This is a genomic window from Pseudomonas sp. B7(2017), from assembly GCF_002112745.1.
In the GTDB taxonomy this organism is placed as follows: domain Bacteria; phylum Pseudomonadota; class Gammaproteobacteria; order Pseudomonadales; family Pseudomonadaceae; genus Aquipseudomonas; species Aquipseudomonas ekonensis.
Genome location: NZ_NEIP01000015.1, coordinates 1 through 15057 on the forward strand (window position 1 = coordinate 1; position 15057 = coordinate 15057).

Consider the following 15057-nt stretch of genomic DNA (forward strand, 5'->3'; position numbering starts at 1 on the left):
TTCGTGCAGCAGCACTTCGAGGCCCGGCGCGGGGAGACGCTGACGGCGAGCTACAGCATCCGGCGGGCCGAGACGGGCAAGGTGAGCTATTCCAATCCGCTGGGGTTCGTGATCGGCGTGGCGCTGCAGCTGCAGCCGCCGCGCATCCAGCAGGCCGAGGCCGACGGCCAGACCCTGCAGCCGGTGAAGGCCAAGGACGCGCTGACCGCCGTCATCCCCGCCGAAGGCCTGCAGCCCGCCGACCTCCTCAGCGTCACCTGGCAGGGCGCGCCGGGCAGCCACGCCGAAGGTTCCCACACCACCGAGGCCAAACCGATCAGCCAGAGCGGCTACAGCATCGCCCTGCCGCCCACGGTGCTGGCCTTCGCCCTGGGCAAGACCGTCACCGTGACCTACAGGATCGAGCGCGGCGGCAAGGTGTTCGACTCGCCGCCGCTGAGCCTGAAGGTCGGCACCTTGCCGGCGACGGCGCTGAACTCGCCGGTCATCACCGACGCCGACGCGGGCAACGTGCTGGACCTGGCGGCGCTGGGCAGCAAGGACGTGACGATCCGCGCACAGGACTGGGCGCTGATCGCCACGGGCCAGCAGGTGTGGATGAGCCTGCTCGGGCGCAAGGCCGACGGCGCGGCGCATGACCTGACGGTGTGGAACGGCGGCGCTTCCTACGTCAACGCCACGTGGTTCCAGCAGAAATACTGGAACCGGAGCGTGGCCAACAGCTACTTCAAGGCGCTGGCCGACGGCAGCCAGTTGACCCTGAAGTTCAAGGCAGCGCTGGACAAGAGCAACGTGGCGGCCAATGCGGTGGTGTTTGCGGATCGGGTGTATACGGTGAAGGCGGTGCCGTTGGTGGTGCCGACGCTGACCAACGTGCTGGACGCCAACAACGTCGAGGTGCCGGAAGGCACCTACACCGTCAGCACCACGCTGACCCTCAAGGGCACCGCCAGCAAAGGCTTGCAGGTCGAGGTCTACGACGGCAACGGCTCGACGGCTGTGTCCAAGGGCAAGGCCACCGCTGACGCCACAACCGGGCGCTGGGAGCTCAAGATCAGCGTGCCGGTGGGGGCGCGGCGGCTGTACGCCAAGTCGCTGTATCACAGTACGGCGACTTATTCGAATGTGCGGCTGCTGACGGTGACAAGTCCGATGTCCATCGACCCATCGCCTATGACATTGAATGGGTTCGCGCTAGTTACGCCTACGGGCTGGGAGGTCAATCCTGCGTACGATTTCCCGGGAAATACTTCCACTCGCACGCCGAAGACGGGGATTCCGCCCTACACCTACAGCTCGGCGAATCCCGCAATTGCAAAGGTGAGTAATACTGGCAAGGTAGAAGGGCTCCAAAATGGTCGCACGGTCATTAGCGTGCGGGACGCATCGGGTCAGACTCGTGAATACAGCGTTACAGTTTCGAATGTGTATCGCCTTGTGACGCGTGACACGACGCTGGCTGGTAACACGGCAACCCTTTGGGCTTCACTCGGTTGGGTTCGCATCACACAAGCACATGCATTGAGCTTTGCCAAACGATACCAACCACCTTATGAGCGTTACTTCCCCACGCACATAACATATAGAGACGGAGTAGCGCTCGGCCCTTTGGTTGTGTTTGATGGGTGGTGCTATGAATTCGCACCGATAATGTACCCCCAATTTCTGTGGCGCTCGGAGGCTTCTGCTTGCACTTCCGGTAACAACACAGCACAAATGTGGGGATTGCTACCCACTCCGTAAACTCTGAATGAGCCGTGCGCTTAAAACCCTTGCAAGCTCCGCAGCAGCAGTAACTTTTGCCATGTCTATGCTGAAAAAATGGGGACGGATTTATTTATACGTCCCCATTTCAATCGAAATGGCTATGCACTTCATTTTTCAGCCACTTCGTTTACTTCCGTTTAAAACCACTTCCACCACCCCACGCCACCTTGCGCCATTGCCTACAGCTACGCCAGAATCCGCTGGCTTGTGTGCCTTAGGGGCTGGTTTTATTGTTTGCCGGTCACTGACGAATCAGTGATCGGGTTTAGCGATCCGACTCCCCACAGACGCAACAATGCCCTGTCTCATATGCAGTCAACTGCCTGCATTTGCGTAATGGTGGCTGTGCGCGGGAGACCTTCGGGTCTACCCGGGGTTTCTGTGACCCGGATCGCTAACCTGCGTACAGCCGCCACCTTTACTTGTTTAGCGATGGGTTGTGGCGGCTCAATCAATCACGGAGCGCATGCCATGTTCAAACCCACCCCCAACCCACCCGAAACCGACCCCACGTCCCCCTACGAATCCCCCGACTCGCGCAAGCTCAACGAAGCCGCCGAGCGCGCCCTCGACCATTACCTCAACCCGATTGCCGTCCCCGGCTCTACGCTGAAGATCAGCAAGCTCTACGCCATCGCCCCCGCCGCCGACAACGAGGAACTGCTGGCCGACGCCTGCGAGACCCTGACCTCGGCCAAGGTCATGGCCAACAACTTTGCGGGGCTGCTGGACGGTCAGCACCGGCATACGGCGCAAGGCATCGCACAGCTGATCATGCTCGGCGAACTGGCGGTGAACCGGGTGCTGGACAGCCTGGAGCTGAAGGCCGACGCGGCCCTTTGACCAGACGCAAAACCCTGTGGGAGCCAGCCTGCTGGCGATGGTGACGTATCAGCCGGTATCACATTCGACTGACCCACCGGTATCGCCAGCCTGCTGGCTCCCACAAAGACTCAGTCCTGCCACCGCTGGTCGTCTTCAAAAATATTTTTGATCGATCACCTTTCGCGACAACGCCTGCCGGGGTGATACCACTCGCCGGCGCAAACACGGCCGCAGACGGCGATTTTTTGCGCCGGCAAGCCCACCTCTAATACCACTTGAAACCACTCCGCCCAAACACCCCGAATCCACTGGCTTTATGGCCGATCCGGTGCGTTGACATGGTATTCAAGTGGTATTAGCTTCCGCCCCACAAGCGCACCACAACAACCCCAACCCGCGCCGGAAACCACCGCCATGAACGACCTCCACGCCCTGCGCCCCGACGAGGCCCAGCCGACGCCGCTGTACCTGCAACTGGCGCGCAACCTGGAAGCGGCCATCCATGCCGGCCAGTGGAAAGCCGAGCAGGCGATGCCGTCGGAGCGCAACTTAAGCGAGTCCTTGGGGATTTCCCGGGTGACCGCGCGCAAGGCCCTGGAAGTCCTGCTCGACCAAGGGCTGATTCGCCGGCTGCAAGGCTCCGGCACTTTCATCACCCCGCGCCTCGAACAACCCCTGTCACGCCTGTCGGGCTTCAGCGAAATGCTCAGGCTCAAGGGTTTCGTGCCCAGCTCGCAGTGGCTGGAGCGGGACATCACCCTGCCGACCCACGAAGAACTGATCCGCCTCGGCCTGTCGCCCAACGACAAGGTGGCGCGGCTCAAGCGCCTGCGCAAAGCCGACGACACGGTGATGGCCATCGAGATGAGCACCCTGCCCGCCTCGATCATGCCCAAGCCCCAGGCCGTGGGCGATTCGCTCTACGAATACCTCGACGGCATCGGCAAGCCGATTGTCCGGGCGCTGCAGCACATCCAGGCGATCAACGCCTCTGACGAGTTCGCCGCGCTGGTCGGCATCGCCCCCGGCACCGCCATGCTACTGATGACCCGGGTCGGCTACCTCGAAGACAACACGCCCATCGAAGTCACCGACACCTATTGCCGCAACGACTACTACGACTTTGTTGCAGAGCTTCGTAGATAAAAAAGCTGCGCCGTCAGGCAGCCGAACGAGAGACCCGAACATGTCCGAAGACAACATCCTCACCGCCCACGGCTGGGTCCGCGGCCGGTTGATCCACGCACACGGCAAGGTCGTGTCCATCGAGGGCGTGCCCTGCGATCCGGCCGACAACGACCTGCCTTACCTGCTGCCGGGTTTCATCGACCTGCACGTCCACGGCGGCGGCGGCAAGGACATCATGGAAGGCGCCGTGGCCTTCGAGACCATCACCAAGACCCACGTGCGCTTCGGCACCACATCGCTGCTGGCCACCACCATGACCGCACCGAGCGCCGAGATCGCCAGCGTGCTGAAAGCGCTCGGCACGTTCTGCGAACAGCGGCCACACAACGCCGCCCGGGTGCTTGGCGTGCACCTGGAAGGCCCTTACATCAACCCCGGCAAACTCGGCGCCCAGCCGAACTTCGCCCACACCGCGCTGATGGCCGAGGTCGAGCAATACCTGGCGCTGGCGCCGATCCGGGTGATCACCATCGCCCCGGAGATCGCCGGGCACGATGCGCTGATCCGCGCCTTGAGCGCCCGGGGCATCCGCCTGCAGATCGGCCATACCCTGGGCAGCTACGAGGAAGGCGTGGCGGCGCTGGAGGCCGGCGCCACCAGTTTCACCCACTTGTACAACGCCATGAGCCCGCTGCATCACCGCGAACCGGGGATCGTCGGCGCGGCGCTGGCCCACGCGAAGTTCGCCGAGCTGATCCCGGATCTGCTGCACGTGCACCCCGGTGCGATCCGCGTGGCCCTGCGCTCGATCCCGTGCCTGTACTGCGTCACCGACTCCACCGCCGCCGCCGGCATGCCCGACGGCGAGTACAAGCTGGGCAGCCACACCGTGACCAAGTGCCTGGGCGGCGTGCGCCTGCCGGACGGCACCCTGGCCGGCAGCACCCTGACCATGGATCAGGCCCTGCGCAACCTGGTGAAGATCGGCCTGCCGATCGCCGAAGCCTCGCAGCGCCTGTCGCAATTTCCCGCCGACTACCTCGGCATCACCGATCGCGGGCGCCTGCAACCGGGAGCCTGGGCCGACTGCGTGCGGCTGGACCGCTCGCTCACACTGACCGCCGTCATGGTCGAAGGAGAAGACATTGACTTCAAAAATGCTTGAAGAGGCGCTGTCCTCGCATGAAGCCGTGCAGGCACAACTCAATCAGCTCGACGCAGCGATGACCGAGATCGCCGGACGCCTGCGCCGTCAGCCGCCGCAGGTGGCGATGACCGTGGCCCGCGGCAGTTCCGATCATGCGGCCAGCTACTTCGCCTACCTGACCATGCAGCAGCTGGGCATTCCGGTGGCCTCGCTGCCGATGTCGGTGGTGACCATGCAGCAGGCGCCGCTCAAGGTCAGCGGCCAGGTGGCGTTCGCGTTTTCCCAGTCGGGCCAGAGCCCGGATCTGGTCAACAGCCTGCGCCTGCTGCGCAAGCGCGGCGCCCTGAGCATCGCCATGGTCAACGCCGAAGCCTCGCCCCTGGAGGCCGCGTGCGAGTTCAGCCTGCCGTTGCTGGCGGGCACCGAAAGCAGCGTCGCCGCCACCAAGAGCTTCATCGCCACCCTCAGCGCCAGCGCCCGGCTGATCGGCCACTGGAAAGAGGATCCGGAACTGCTGGACGCCCACAATGCGCTGCCCGCCGGCCTGCGTGAGGCGGCGAAACAAGATTGGACCGTGGCCGTCGACGCCCTGCGCGACTGCGAGCGCCTGATGGTGATCGGCCGCGGCGCCGGTTTCGCCATCGCCCAGGAAGCCGCGCTGAAGTTCAAGGAAACCTCGGCGATCCAGGCCGAAGCCTTCAGCAGCGCCGAAGTGCGCCATGGGCCGATGGCCCTGATCGACGAGAACTACCCGTTGCTGGTGTTCGCCCCCCGCGGCGCCGAGCAGGCCGGCCTGCTGAGCCTGGCCGCCGACATGCGCCAGCGCGGCGCCCGCGTGCTGCTGGCCGCGCCGGACGACGTGACCGAACGCGACCTGACCCTGACCCGGGCCGAACACCCGGCCCTGGACCCGATCCTGGCCATCCAGAGCTTCTACGTGATGGCCGCCGGCCTGGCCGTGGCCCGGGGCATGGATCCGGACCAGCCGCGTCACCTGAGCAAAGTCACGCGCACCCACTGAGTCCGAACCGAACGTTTTCCTGATGAGACCGAGCCATGCACAACAACAATAAAGAGCTGACCTTAAGCGCCCCGCTCAGCGGCCCGGTGCTCACGCTCGCCAAAGTCCCGGACGCGGTGTTCGCCGGCGGCGCGATGGGCGACGGCATCGCCATCGATCCGCTGAACGACACCTTGCACTCACCGTGCGCAGGCGTGGTGATCCATGTCGCCCGCACCGGCCACGCGCTCACCGTGCGCGCCGACAACGGCGCCGAACTGCTGCTGCACCTGGGCCTGGACACGGTCGAGCTGCAGGGCGAAGGCTTTTCCGTGCTGGTCAAAGAAGGCGCCCGGGTCAGCAAGGGCCAGCCGCTGTTGCGCTATGACGTGGACAAGGTCGCACGCCGCTGCAAGAGCCTGGTGAGCCTGCTGATCCTGACCAACAGCGAGGATTTCCAGGCCCGGCCGATCACCCTCAAGCACGTGAAGGTGGGCGAGCCGCTGCTGCACATCATCGCCCGCACGCCTCAGGCGGCGAACACCGAGGAGCGTGAGGGCCCCGAGGTGCGCGCACAGGTGCGGGTCGCCCACCGCGGCGGCCTGCATGCGCGCCCGGCGGCGCTGATCCGCCAGACCGCGCAAGGGTTCCAGAGCCGCTCGCAACTGCACTTCGCCGGCAAGTCGGCGCCGTGCAACAGCCTCATCGGCCTGATGGGGCTGGCCGTCGGCGAACAGGATGAGGTGCAGGTGAGCTGTCAGGGGCCGGACGCCGACGCGGCGCTGCAAGCCCTGCTCGCCGCGCTGGCCACTGCCTTGCCGGAGGACCGACACGCCGCCGTGGCGCCGGCCAGCCACTCCGTGCCCAAGCGCCCGGCCGAGGCCGGCGTGCTGCAAGGCGTGTGCGCCGCGCCGGGGCTGGTCGACGGGCCGCTGTTCAAACTCAATGCCATCAGCCTGCCGCCCGACGCCGGCGGCCATGATCCCGCCGGCCAACGGCAAGCCTTCGATGCGTCCCTGAACCAGGTGCGCCAGGAGATCGACGGCACCCTCGCCCAGGCCAAAAGGCTCGGCAACACCGACGAAGAAGCGATCTTCGCCGCCCACCTGGCGCTGCTGGAAGACCCGGCCCTGCTCGACGCCGCTGCGCAGGCCATCGACGGCGGCAGCGCCGCGACCCATGCCTGGAGCCAGTCCATCGACGCGCAGTGCCAGGTGCTGCAACAGACCGGCAGCGCGCTGCTGGCCGAACGCGCCAACGACCTGCGCGACCTCCGGCAGCGGGTGCTGCGCGCCCTGCTCGGCGAGGCGTGGCATTACGACGTGCCCGCCGGCGCCATCGTCGCCGCCCACGAACTGACGCCTTCAGACCTGCTGCAACTGAGCGGCCAAGGCGTGGCCGGGCTGTGCATGGCCGAGGGCGGCGCCACCTCCCACGTGGCGATCCTTGCCCGGGGCAAAGGCCTGCCCTGCCTCGTCGCCCTGGGCGCTGCGCTGTTGGATCAGGAGCAAGGCCAAGCGGTGGTGCTGGATGCCGACGGCGGCCGTCTGGAGTTGGTGCCGGGCGCTGAGCGTCTGGCGCAGGTCGGGCAGATCCGCCAGGAGCGCCAAGAGCGCCGTGCCGCCCAACAGCTGCGCGCCCACCAACCCGCAGCGACCTTCGACGGCGTGTCCATCGACGTGGCGGCCAATGTCGCCTCCAGCGCCGAGGCGGCGGACGCCCTGGCCAACGGCGCCGACGGCGTCGGCCTGCTGCGCACCGAGTTCCTGTTCGTCGACCGCCACACCGCGCCGACCGAAGAGGAACAGCGCGCCGCCTATCAAGCCGTGCTCGACGCCATGGGCGACAAGCCGGTGATCATCCGCACCATCGACGTCGGCGGCGACAAACAGCTCGATTACCTGCCGTTGCCGCCGGAAGCCAACCCGGTGCTCGGCCTGCGCGGCATCCGCCTGGCTCAGGCCCGCCCCGAGATCCTCGACCAGCAATTGCGCGCCCTGCTGCAGACCCGCCCGCTGGAGCGCTGCCGGATCCTGTTGCCGATGGTCACCGAGGTCGACGAGCTGCTGCACATTCGCCGGCGCGTCGATGCCCTGTGCGGCGAACTGGGCATCGCCCGGCGCCCGGAGATCGGCGTGATGATCGAAGTCCCCGCCGCTGCGCTGCAAGCGGAACAACTGGCCGAGCACGCGGACTTCCTCTCCATCGGCACCAACGACCTGTCGCAGTACACCCTGGCCATGGACCGCGACCACGCGGGCCTCGCCGCGCGGGTCGATGCGCTGCACCCGGCGCTGCTGCGGCTGGTCGCCATGACCTGCGCAGGCGCGGCGGTGCACAAGCGCTGGGTCGGGGTCTGCGGCGCGCTGGCGTCGGATCCGCTGGCGACGCCGGTGCTGGTCGGGCTGGGCGTGCGCGAGCTGTCGGTGAGCCCGGTGCAGATCGGCGAGATCAAGGACCGCGTGCGTCAGGTGCAAGAAACCGAATGCCGACGCCTCGCCCACGACCTGCTCAAGCTGAGCAGCGCCGCGGCGGTGCGCCATGCCTGTCATCAACATTGGCCGCTGCGCTGACAACAACAAAAAGGACAAACGCCATGTACCAACTCTTCATCGAAGGCCTGCAACGCCTGGGCCGCGCCCTGATGCTGCCGATCGCGATCCTGCCGATCGCCGGCCTGCTGCTGCGCCTGGGCGACACTGACCTGCTGAACATCGCGATCATCCACGACGCCGGCCAAGTGATCTTCGCCAACCTGGCGATGATCTTCGCCATCGGCATCGCCGTCGGCTTCGCCCGCGACAACAACGGCACGGCGGGGCTGGCCGGGGTCATCGGCTATCTGGTGATGGTCTCGACCCTCAAGGTGCTCGACCCGAGCATCAACATGGGCATGCTTGCCGGGATCGTCAGCGGCCTGATGGCCGGCGCGCTGTACAACCGCTTCAAGGACATCAAGCTGCCGGAGTACCTGGCGTTCTTCGGCGGACGGCGCTTCGTGCCGATCGTCACCGGGTTCGCGGCGGTGGGCCTGGGCGTGCTGTTCGGCTATATCTGGCCGCCGATCCAGCACGGCATCAACGCCTTCGGCAGCCTGATGATGGAAAGCGGCAGCTTCGGCGCGTTTGTGTTCGGCGTGTTCAACCGCCTGCTGATCGTCACCGGCCTGCACCACATCCTCAACAACATGGCGTGGTTCGTGTTCGGCAACTTCACCGACCCGGCCACCGGGGCGCTGGTCACGGGCGACCTGTCGCGCTACTTCGCCGGCGACCCGAAGGGCGGCCAGTTCATGACCGGCATGTTCCCGATGATGATCTTCGGCCTGCCCGCCGCGTGCCTGGCGATGTACCGCAACGCCCTGCCGGAGCGGCGCAAGGTGATGGGCGGGATCTTCCTGTCGATGGCCCTGACCTCGTTCCTGACCGGCGTCACCGAGCCCATCGAATTCGCCTTCATGTTCCTCGCCCCGCTGCTGTACCTGCTGCATGCGCTGCTGACCGGGCTGTCGATGGCGATCACCAACGCGCTGAACATCCATCTGGGCTTCACCTTCTCCGGCGGCTTCATCGACATGGTGCTGGGCTGGGGCAAGTCAACCAACGGCTGGCTCGTGGTGCCGGTAGGGCTGGCGTATGCGGTGGTGTACTACGCCGTGTTCGATTTCTGCATCCGCCGCTTCAACCTGAAGACGCCGGGCCGTGAGGACGCGGTCGCCACGGACAAGGCGGCGATCGGCGAGAACGAGCGGGCCGGGGCCTACATCAAGGCGCTCGGCGGCGCTGCCAACCTGCTGACCGTCGGCGCCTGCACCACCCGCCTGCGCCTGGAGATGGTCGATCGCGACAAGGCCTCGGACGCTGACCTGAAGGCGCTGGGCGCCATGGCCGTGGTGCGTCCGGGCAAGGGCGGCAGTCTGCAGGTGGTGGTCGGGCCGCTGGCCGACAGCATTGCCGATGAGATCCGCCTGGCGATGCCGGCCTCCGGCTCTGGCCGGATGGCCGCTGCGGCAGCGGCCATCGAGGCCCCTAGGCCCGTGGCCGTGGCCCCCGCTGAAGCCCTGCAATGGCTGGATGCCGTGGGCGGCAGTGACAATGTGCTGCAGCTGGACTGCATCGCCCTGACCCGGATCCGCCTGCAACTGGCCGACGGCAAAGGCTTGTCCGAGATCCGCCTGAAGGAACTGGGGTGCCTCGGGGTCAGCCAGTTGGAGGACGGCGTCTGGCATTTGCTGGCCGGGGAACGGGCGCCGGGCTTGAGCAAGGCGATCGAAGCGCTGGTCAGCCGCAGCGAGGTCAGCGCAAGGGTCTGAACCGGCGGCGCTCAGGTGCGGTGCATCACGGGGAAGCCTTGACGACGAACGGCCTGGCCGGCGAGGCGCCCGTCGCGCTTTTCGCGGTCACGCTGTGCCGCCCCGCATCGAGCCCGGACAGACGGCACGACCACAGCCCGTTGATGCCGGCAAAGGCTTTCCCGGCCAGCACCTGGTTGTCGAAGATTCTGATGAGTTCGCTTCTGGCGCCGGTGCCATGGACGGTCACCACCGAGCGCAGGACTGCGTCCCCGTGCCCGATCTCATTGCCGTTGACGTCCTTCACCGACGTGATGGTGGGTGCCGAATGATGTGAAGCCATCACAGAGCTCCTTCTGGCCGACGTAGAGGAACGTCCATCAGACACGCTAACCGGCGAATGCGCCACTGTCAGAAATTACAGGTCGCCGGCTGAAACCGGCCGCCGCGTCGCGATTTCAATCTGGGCATCGCCTTAGCCAGACAGATCCATGAGGGCCCGATGCGCCCGCAACCTGAACCTGAGAGGCCTGACAGCCTTACGCCAGCCTCCATGGGGATCCGACCTTTGCCGCAGCAACAAAAAACCCGCTGAACGGACGTTCAGCGGGTTTTTCGTTTCGACCGCCAGAGGATCAGAAATCCTCCAGCCGCCACACCTCATAGGCCGGTGTCTCGTAGGGATGGCTGCCCTTGAGCGCCGCGACGGCGGCGTGGATCAGGTCATCCGCCACCACCAGCTCGACTTTCCATTCCTCGACCGTTTCGACCTGGCCCACCTGCCCGATGAACGGCCGGCTGCCGTCCAGCGCACGGAACTGGCCCCGGCCCAGCACTTGCCAGGCGCAGCTGTCGTACTGGCCGATGCGCCCGCCGCCGGCTGCGAAAACGGCGGTTTTCACCGTTTCCACATGGCTGTCGGGCACAAAGAAGGCGAGCTTGTGCACGGCCTCAGTTCACCCAGACGCGGGCGTTGCGGAACATGCGCATCCATGGCGCGTCTTCGTTCCAGTCGTCCGAACGCCACGAGTTCTGCACGGCGCGGAACACGCGTTCCGGGTGCGGCATCATGATCGTCACGCGGCCGTCGCGGCTGGTCAGGCCGGTGATCCCGCGCGGCGAGCCGTTCGGGTTGGCCGGGTAGGCTTCGGTGACCTTGCCGTGGTTGTCGACGAAACGCATGGCCACGCAACCGGACAGGTCGGCTTCGAGCAACGCCTCTTCGCTTTCGAATTCGGCATGGCCTTCGCCGTGGGCGATGGCGATCGGCATGCGCGAACCGGCCATGCCCTGCAGGAAGATCGAGTTCGACTCCTGGACCTGGACCATGGCCACCCGCGCCTCGAACTGCTCGGAACGGTTGCGCACGAAGTGCGGCCAGAACTCGCTGCCCGGAATCAGCTCGTGCAGGTTGGACATCATCTGGCAACCGTTGCACACGCCGAGGGTGAAGCTGTCGTTGCGCTCGAAGAAGCCCTGGAACGCGTCGCGGGCGCGGCTGTTGAACAGCGCCGACTTGGCCCAGCCTTCGCCGGCGCCCAGCACGTCACCGTAGGAGAAGCCGCCGCAGGCCACCAGGCCCTTGAACTCGTTCAGGTCGACGCGGCCGGCGAGGATGTCGCTCATGTGCACGTCGATCGCGCTGAAGCCGGCACGGTCGAACGCCGCCGCCATCTCCACCTGACCGTTGACGCCCTGCTCACGCAGCACGGCGACTTGCGGGCGGATGCCTTTCTTGATGTAAGGCGCGGCGATGTCCTGGTTGACGTCGAAGCTCAGCTTGACGCTCAGGCCCGGGTTGTCCTCTTCCAGCAGCGCGTCGAATTCCTGGTCGGCGCAGTCGGCGTTGTCGCGCAGGCGCTGGATCCGGTGGCTGGTCTCGGCCCACTGGCGCTGCAGCAGGCGGCGCTGGCCTTCGAACACGGTCTGGCCGTTGAACACGATGTTGACCTGGCCGTTGTTGATCGGCTGGCCGATCACCGACACGCAGTCGCCAAGGCCCGCGGCGCTGAACTGGGCGAGGATGTCGGCGGTGGCGTCCTGGCGCACCTGGATCACGGCGCCCAGCTCTTCGTTGAACAGGATCGCCGGGATTTCCGCCGCGGATTCGGCGACGCTGTCCAGGTTCAGGTTCAGGCCGCAGTGGCCGGCGAAGGCCATTTCCATCACGGTGGTCAGCAGGCCGCCGTCGGAACGGTCGTGGTAGGCCAGCAGGTGACCGTCGGCGTTGAGGCCCTGAATCACCGCGAAGAAGGCCTTGAGGTCTTCGGCGTCGTCGACATCCGGCGCCTGCTTGCCGAGCTTGGCGTGCACCTGGGCGAGGATCGAGGCGCCCATGCGGTTCTGGCCGCGGCCGAGGTCGATCAGGATCAGGTCGGTGGTGCCCTTGTCCATGCGCAGCACCGGGGTCAGGGTCTGGCGGACGTCGAGCACCGGGGCGAAACCGGTCACGATCAGCGACATCGGCGAGGTGACGGTCTTGTCTTCGCCGTTGTCCTTCCAGCGGGTGGCCATGGACATGGAGTCCTTGCCCACCGGGATGGTGATGCCCAGCTCAGGGCACAGCTCCATGCCGACCGCCTTCACGGTGTCGTACAGGCGGGCGTCTTCGCCCGGATGGCCGGCGGCGGACATCCAGTTCGCCGACAGCTTGATGTCGGACAGCTTGCCGATGCGCGAGGCCGCGAGGTTGGTCAGGGTTTCGCCGATGGCCATGCGGCCCGACGCCGGAGCGTCCAGCAGGGCCAGCGGAGTGCGCTCGCCCATCGCCATGGCTTCGCCGGTGTAGACGTCGAAGCTGGTGGCGGTGACGGCCACGTCGGCCACCGGCACCTGCCATGGGCCGACCATCTGGTCGCGGGCCACGAGGCCGGTGATGGTGCGGTCGCCGATGGTGATCAGGAAGCTCTTGCTGGCCACGGCCGGGTGATGCAGGACGCGCTCGATGGACTCGGCGACGTCGAGGGTCGACGGATCGAAGTCATCGCCCAGCTCAGCCTCGCGGGCCACCGAACGGTGCATGCGCGGCGGCTTGCCCAGCAGCACTTCCAGCGGCATGTCCACCGGGCTGTTGCCGAAGTGGCTGTCGGTGACGGTCAGTTGCGGTTCGGCGGTGGCTTCGCCGACCACGGCGAACGGGCAGCGCTCGCGCTCGCAGATCGCCTGGAAGCGATCGAAGTCGGCAGGGCCTACGGCCAGCACGTAACGCTCCTGGGACTCGTTGCTCCAGATTTCGTGCGGGGCCATGCCCGGCTCGTCGTTCGGGATGTTGCGCAGTTCGAAGCGGCCGCCGCGGCCGCCGTCGTTGACCAGCTCAGGGAAGGCGTTCGACAGGCCGCCCGCGCCGACGTCGTGGATGAAGCTGATCGGGTTCTTGTCGCCCAGTTGCCAGCAGCGGTCGATGACCTCTTGGCAACGGCGCTCCATTTCCGGGTTTTCCCGCTGCACGGAAGCGAAGTCCAGGTCCGCCGAGCTGGTGCCGGTGGCCATGGAAGAGGCCGCGCCGCCGCCCAGGCCGATCAGCATCGCCGGGCCGCCGAGCACGATCAGCTTGGAGCCGACCACGATCTCGCCCTTCTGCACGTGCTGCTCGCGGATGTTGCCCATGCCGCCGGCCAGCATGATCGGCTTGTGGTAGCCGCGCACTTCGTCGCCGTGAGGCGTGGCGATCGACTGTTCGAAGGTACGGAAGTAGCCGGTCAGGGCCGGACGGCCGAATTCGTTGTTGAACGCGGCGCCGCCCAGCGGGCCTTCGATCATGATGTCCAGGGCGTTGACGATGCGCTCAGGCTTGCCGTACGGCACTTCCCACGGCTGTTCGAAGCCCGGGATCTGCAGGTTCGACACGGTGAAGCCGGTCAGGCCCGCCTTCGGCTTGGCGCCGCGGCCGGTGGCGCCTTCGTCGCGGATCTCGCCGCCGGAGCCGGTGGACGCGCCCGGGAACGGGGCGATCGCGGTCGGGTGGTTGTGGGTCTCGACCTTCATCAGGATGTGCACCGGCTCCTGCACCGCGCCGTAGCGGCGGGTCTCAGGATCGGGGAAGAAGCGGCCGGCCACGCTGCCGACGATCACCGAGGCGTTGTCCTTGTAGGCCGACAGGACGCCTTCGCTGTGCATCTGGTAGGTGTTCTTGATCATGCCGAACAGGCTTTTTTCCTGGCTCTCGCCGTCGATGTCCCAACTGGCGTTGAAGATCTTGTGACGGCAGTGCTCGGAGTTGGCCTGGGCGAACATCATCAGTTCGATGTCGTGCGGGTTGCGCTTGAGGCCGACGAAGGCGTTGACCAGGTAGTCGATCTCGTCTTCGGCCAGGGCCAGGCCCAGCTCGGTGTTGGCTTTCTCCAGCGCGGCGCGGCCGCCGCCGAGGATGTCGACGGCGCTCAGCGGCTTGGGCTCGGCGTGGCTGAACAGACCGGCAGCCTGCTCCAGGTTGCCCAGGACGATCTGGGTCATGCGGTCGTGCAGGGCGTCCGAGATCAGCTGCGCCTCGGCGTCGTTGAACTGGCCGGCCACGTAGAACGCGATGCCGCGCTCCAGGCGCTGGACCTTGCCCAGGCCGCAGTTGCGGGCGATGTCGCTGGCCTTGCTCGACCAGGGCGAGATGGTGCCGAAACGCGGCAGCACCAGGAACAGACGGCCGGTCGGCTCTTGTACCGGAACGCTAGGGCCGTATTTCAGAAGGCGCGCAAGCACCTGCTGTTCGTCGCCGGTCAGGACGCCGGTGACTTCGGCGAAGTGAGCGAATTCAGCATACAGGCCACTGACAGCCGGAACCTTCTGGCTCAGTTGCTCAAGGAGTTTGCTGTGGCGAAAGGCAGAAAGGGCAGGAGCGCCGCGCAGGATCAACATCTTCGGGACAGCCTCGGGAAGGGGTGTGCTTTGAGGCCGTGCATTCTAGCC

10 protein-coding genes are annotated in these 15057 nt (G+C 66.3%); 7 read left to right on the forward strand and 3 right to left on the reverse strand.

What is annotated here, in order from left to right; translation table 11 throughout:
• The 7 genes from CAG29_RS22345 to nagE form a co-directional block, all read left to right on the forward strand.
• The coding region (locus CAG29_RS22345; protein WP_085695156.1) for an Ig-like domain-containing protein at positions 1–1743 on the forward strand (1743 nt) is incomplete at its 5' end.
• Between the two features lie 495 nt (positions 1744–2238).
• Positions 2239–2610, forward strand: coding sequence for a DUF6124 family protein (locus tag CAG29_RS22350; protein WP_085695157.1), 372 nt, complete (start codon positions 2239–2241; stop codon positions 2608–2610).
• Between the two features lie 396 nt (positions 2611–3006).
• Positions 3007–3738, forward strand: a complete 732-nt coding sequence (locus CAG29_RS22355) for a GntR family transcriptional regulator (protein WP_085578874.1) — start codon at positions 3007–3009, stop codon at positions 3736–3738.
• Positions 3739–3778: 40 nt separating this feature from the next.
• On the forward strand, positions 3779–4885 hold the full coding sequence (nagA, locus tag CAG29_RS22360) for an N-acetylglucosamine-6-phosphate deacetylase (protein WP_085695158.1): 1107 nt from the start codon (positions 3779–3781) through the stop codon (positions 4883–4885).
• The gene (locus tag CAG29_RS22365; RefSeq protein WP_139831523.1) at positions 4866–5888 is read left to right on the forward strand and encodes an SIS domain-containing protein; all 1023 of its coding nucleotides are present in this window, start codon (positions 4866–4868) and stop codon (positions 5886–5888) included. The genes nagA and CAG29_RS22365 overlap by 20 nt, the downstream gene beginning before the upstream one ends.
• A gap of 35 nt (positions 5889–5923) precedes the next feature.
• Positions 5924–8440 (forward strand): phosphoenolpyruvate--protein phosphotransferase, encoded by a 2517-nt coding sequence (ptsP, locus tag CAG29_RS22370; protein ID WP_085695160.1) that lies wholly within the window; start codon positions 5924–5926, stop codon positions 8438–8440.
• Positions 8441–8463: 23 nt separating this feature from the next.
• The gene (gene nagE / locus CAG29_RS22375; protein WP_085695161.1) at positions 8464–10179 is read left to right on the forward strand and encodes an N-acetylglucosamine-specific PTS transporter subunit IIBC; all 1716 of its coding nucleotides are present in this window, start codon (positions 8464–8466) and stop codon (positions 10177–10179) included.
• Between the two features lie 25 nt (positions 10180–10204).
• Here nagE and CAG29_RS22380 read toward each other — a convergent pair whose 3' ends face one another.
• The 3 genes from CAG29_RS22380 to purL form a co-directional block, all read right to left on the reverse strand.
• Positions 10205–10501, reverse strand: a complete 297-nt coding sequence (locus CAG29_RS22380; protein ID WP_085578864.1) for a hypothetical protein — start codon at positions 10499–10501, stop codon at positions 10205–10207.
• Positions 10502–10793: 292 nt separating this feature from the next.
• A complete protein-coding gene (locus tag CAG29_RS22385; protein WP_085578862.1) occupies positions 10794–11105 on the reverse strand; it encodes a YqfO family protein in 312 nt (103 codons plus the stop codon).
• A gap of 4 nt (positions 11106–11109) precedes the next feature.
• Positions 11110–15006, reverse strand: coding sequence for a phosphoribosylformylglycinamidine synthase (gene purL, locus CAG29_RS22390; protein ID WP_085578860.1), 3897 nt, complete (start codon positions 15004–15006; stop codon positions 11110–11112).
• Positions 15007–15057: the final 51 nt, after the last annotated feature.

Bases quoted from the DNA above. Each gene is read 5' to 3' on its own strand.
- CAG29_RS22350 (WP_085695157.1), top strand. From the start codon at position 2,239: ATGTTCAAACCCACCCCCAACCCACCCGAAACCGACCCCACGTCCCCC.
- CAG29_RS22355 (WP_085578874.1), top strand. From the start codon at position 3,007: ATGAACGACCTCCACGCCCTGCGCCCCGACGAGGCCCAGCCGACGCCG.
- nagA (WP_085695158.1), top strand. From the start codon at position 3,779: ATGTCCGAAGACAACATCCTCACCGCCCACGGCTGGGTCCGCGGCCGG.
- ptsP (WP_085695160.1), top strand. From the start codon at position 5,924: ATGCACAACAACAATAAAGAGCTGACCTTAAGCGCCCCGCTCAGCGGC.
- nagE (WP_085695161.1), top strand. From the start codon at position 8,464: ATGTACCAACTCTTCATCGAAGGCCTGCAACGCCTGGGCCGCGCCCTG.
- CAG29_RS22380 (WP_085578864.1), bottom strand. From the start codon at position 10,501: ATGGCTTCACATCATTCGGCACCCACCATCACGTCGGTGAAGGACGTC.
- purL (WP_085578860.1), bottom strand. From the start codon at position 15,006: ATGTTGATCCTGCGCGGCGCTCCTGCCCTTTCTGCCTTTCGCCACAGC.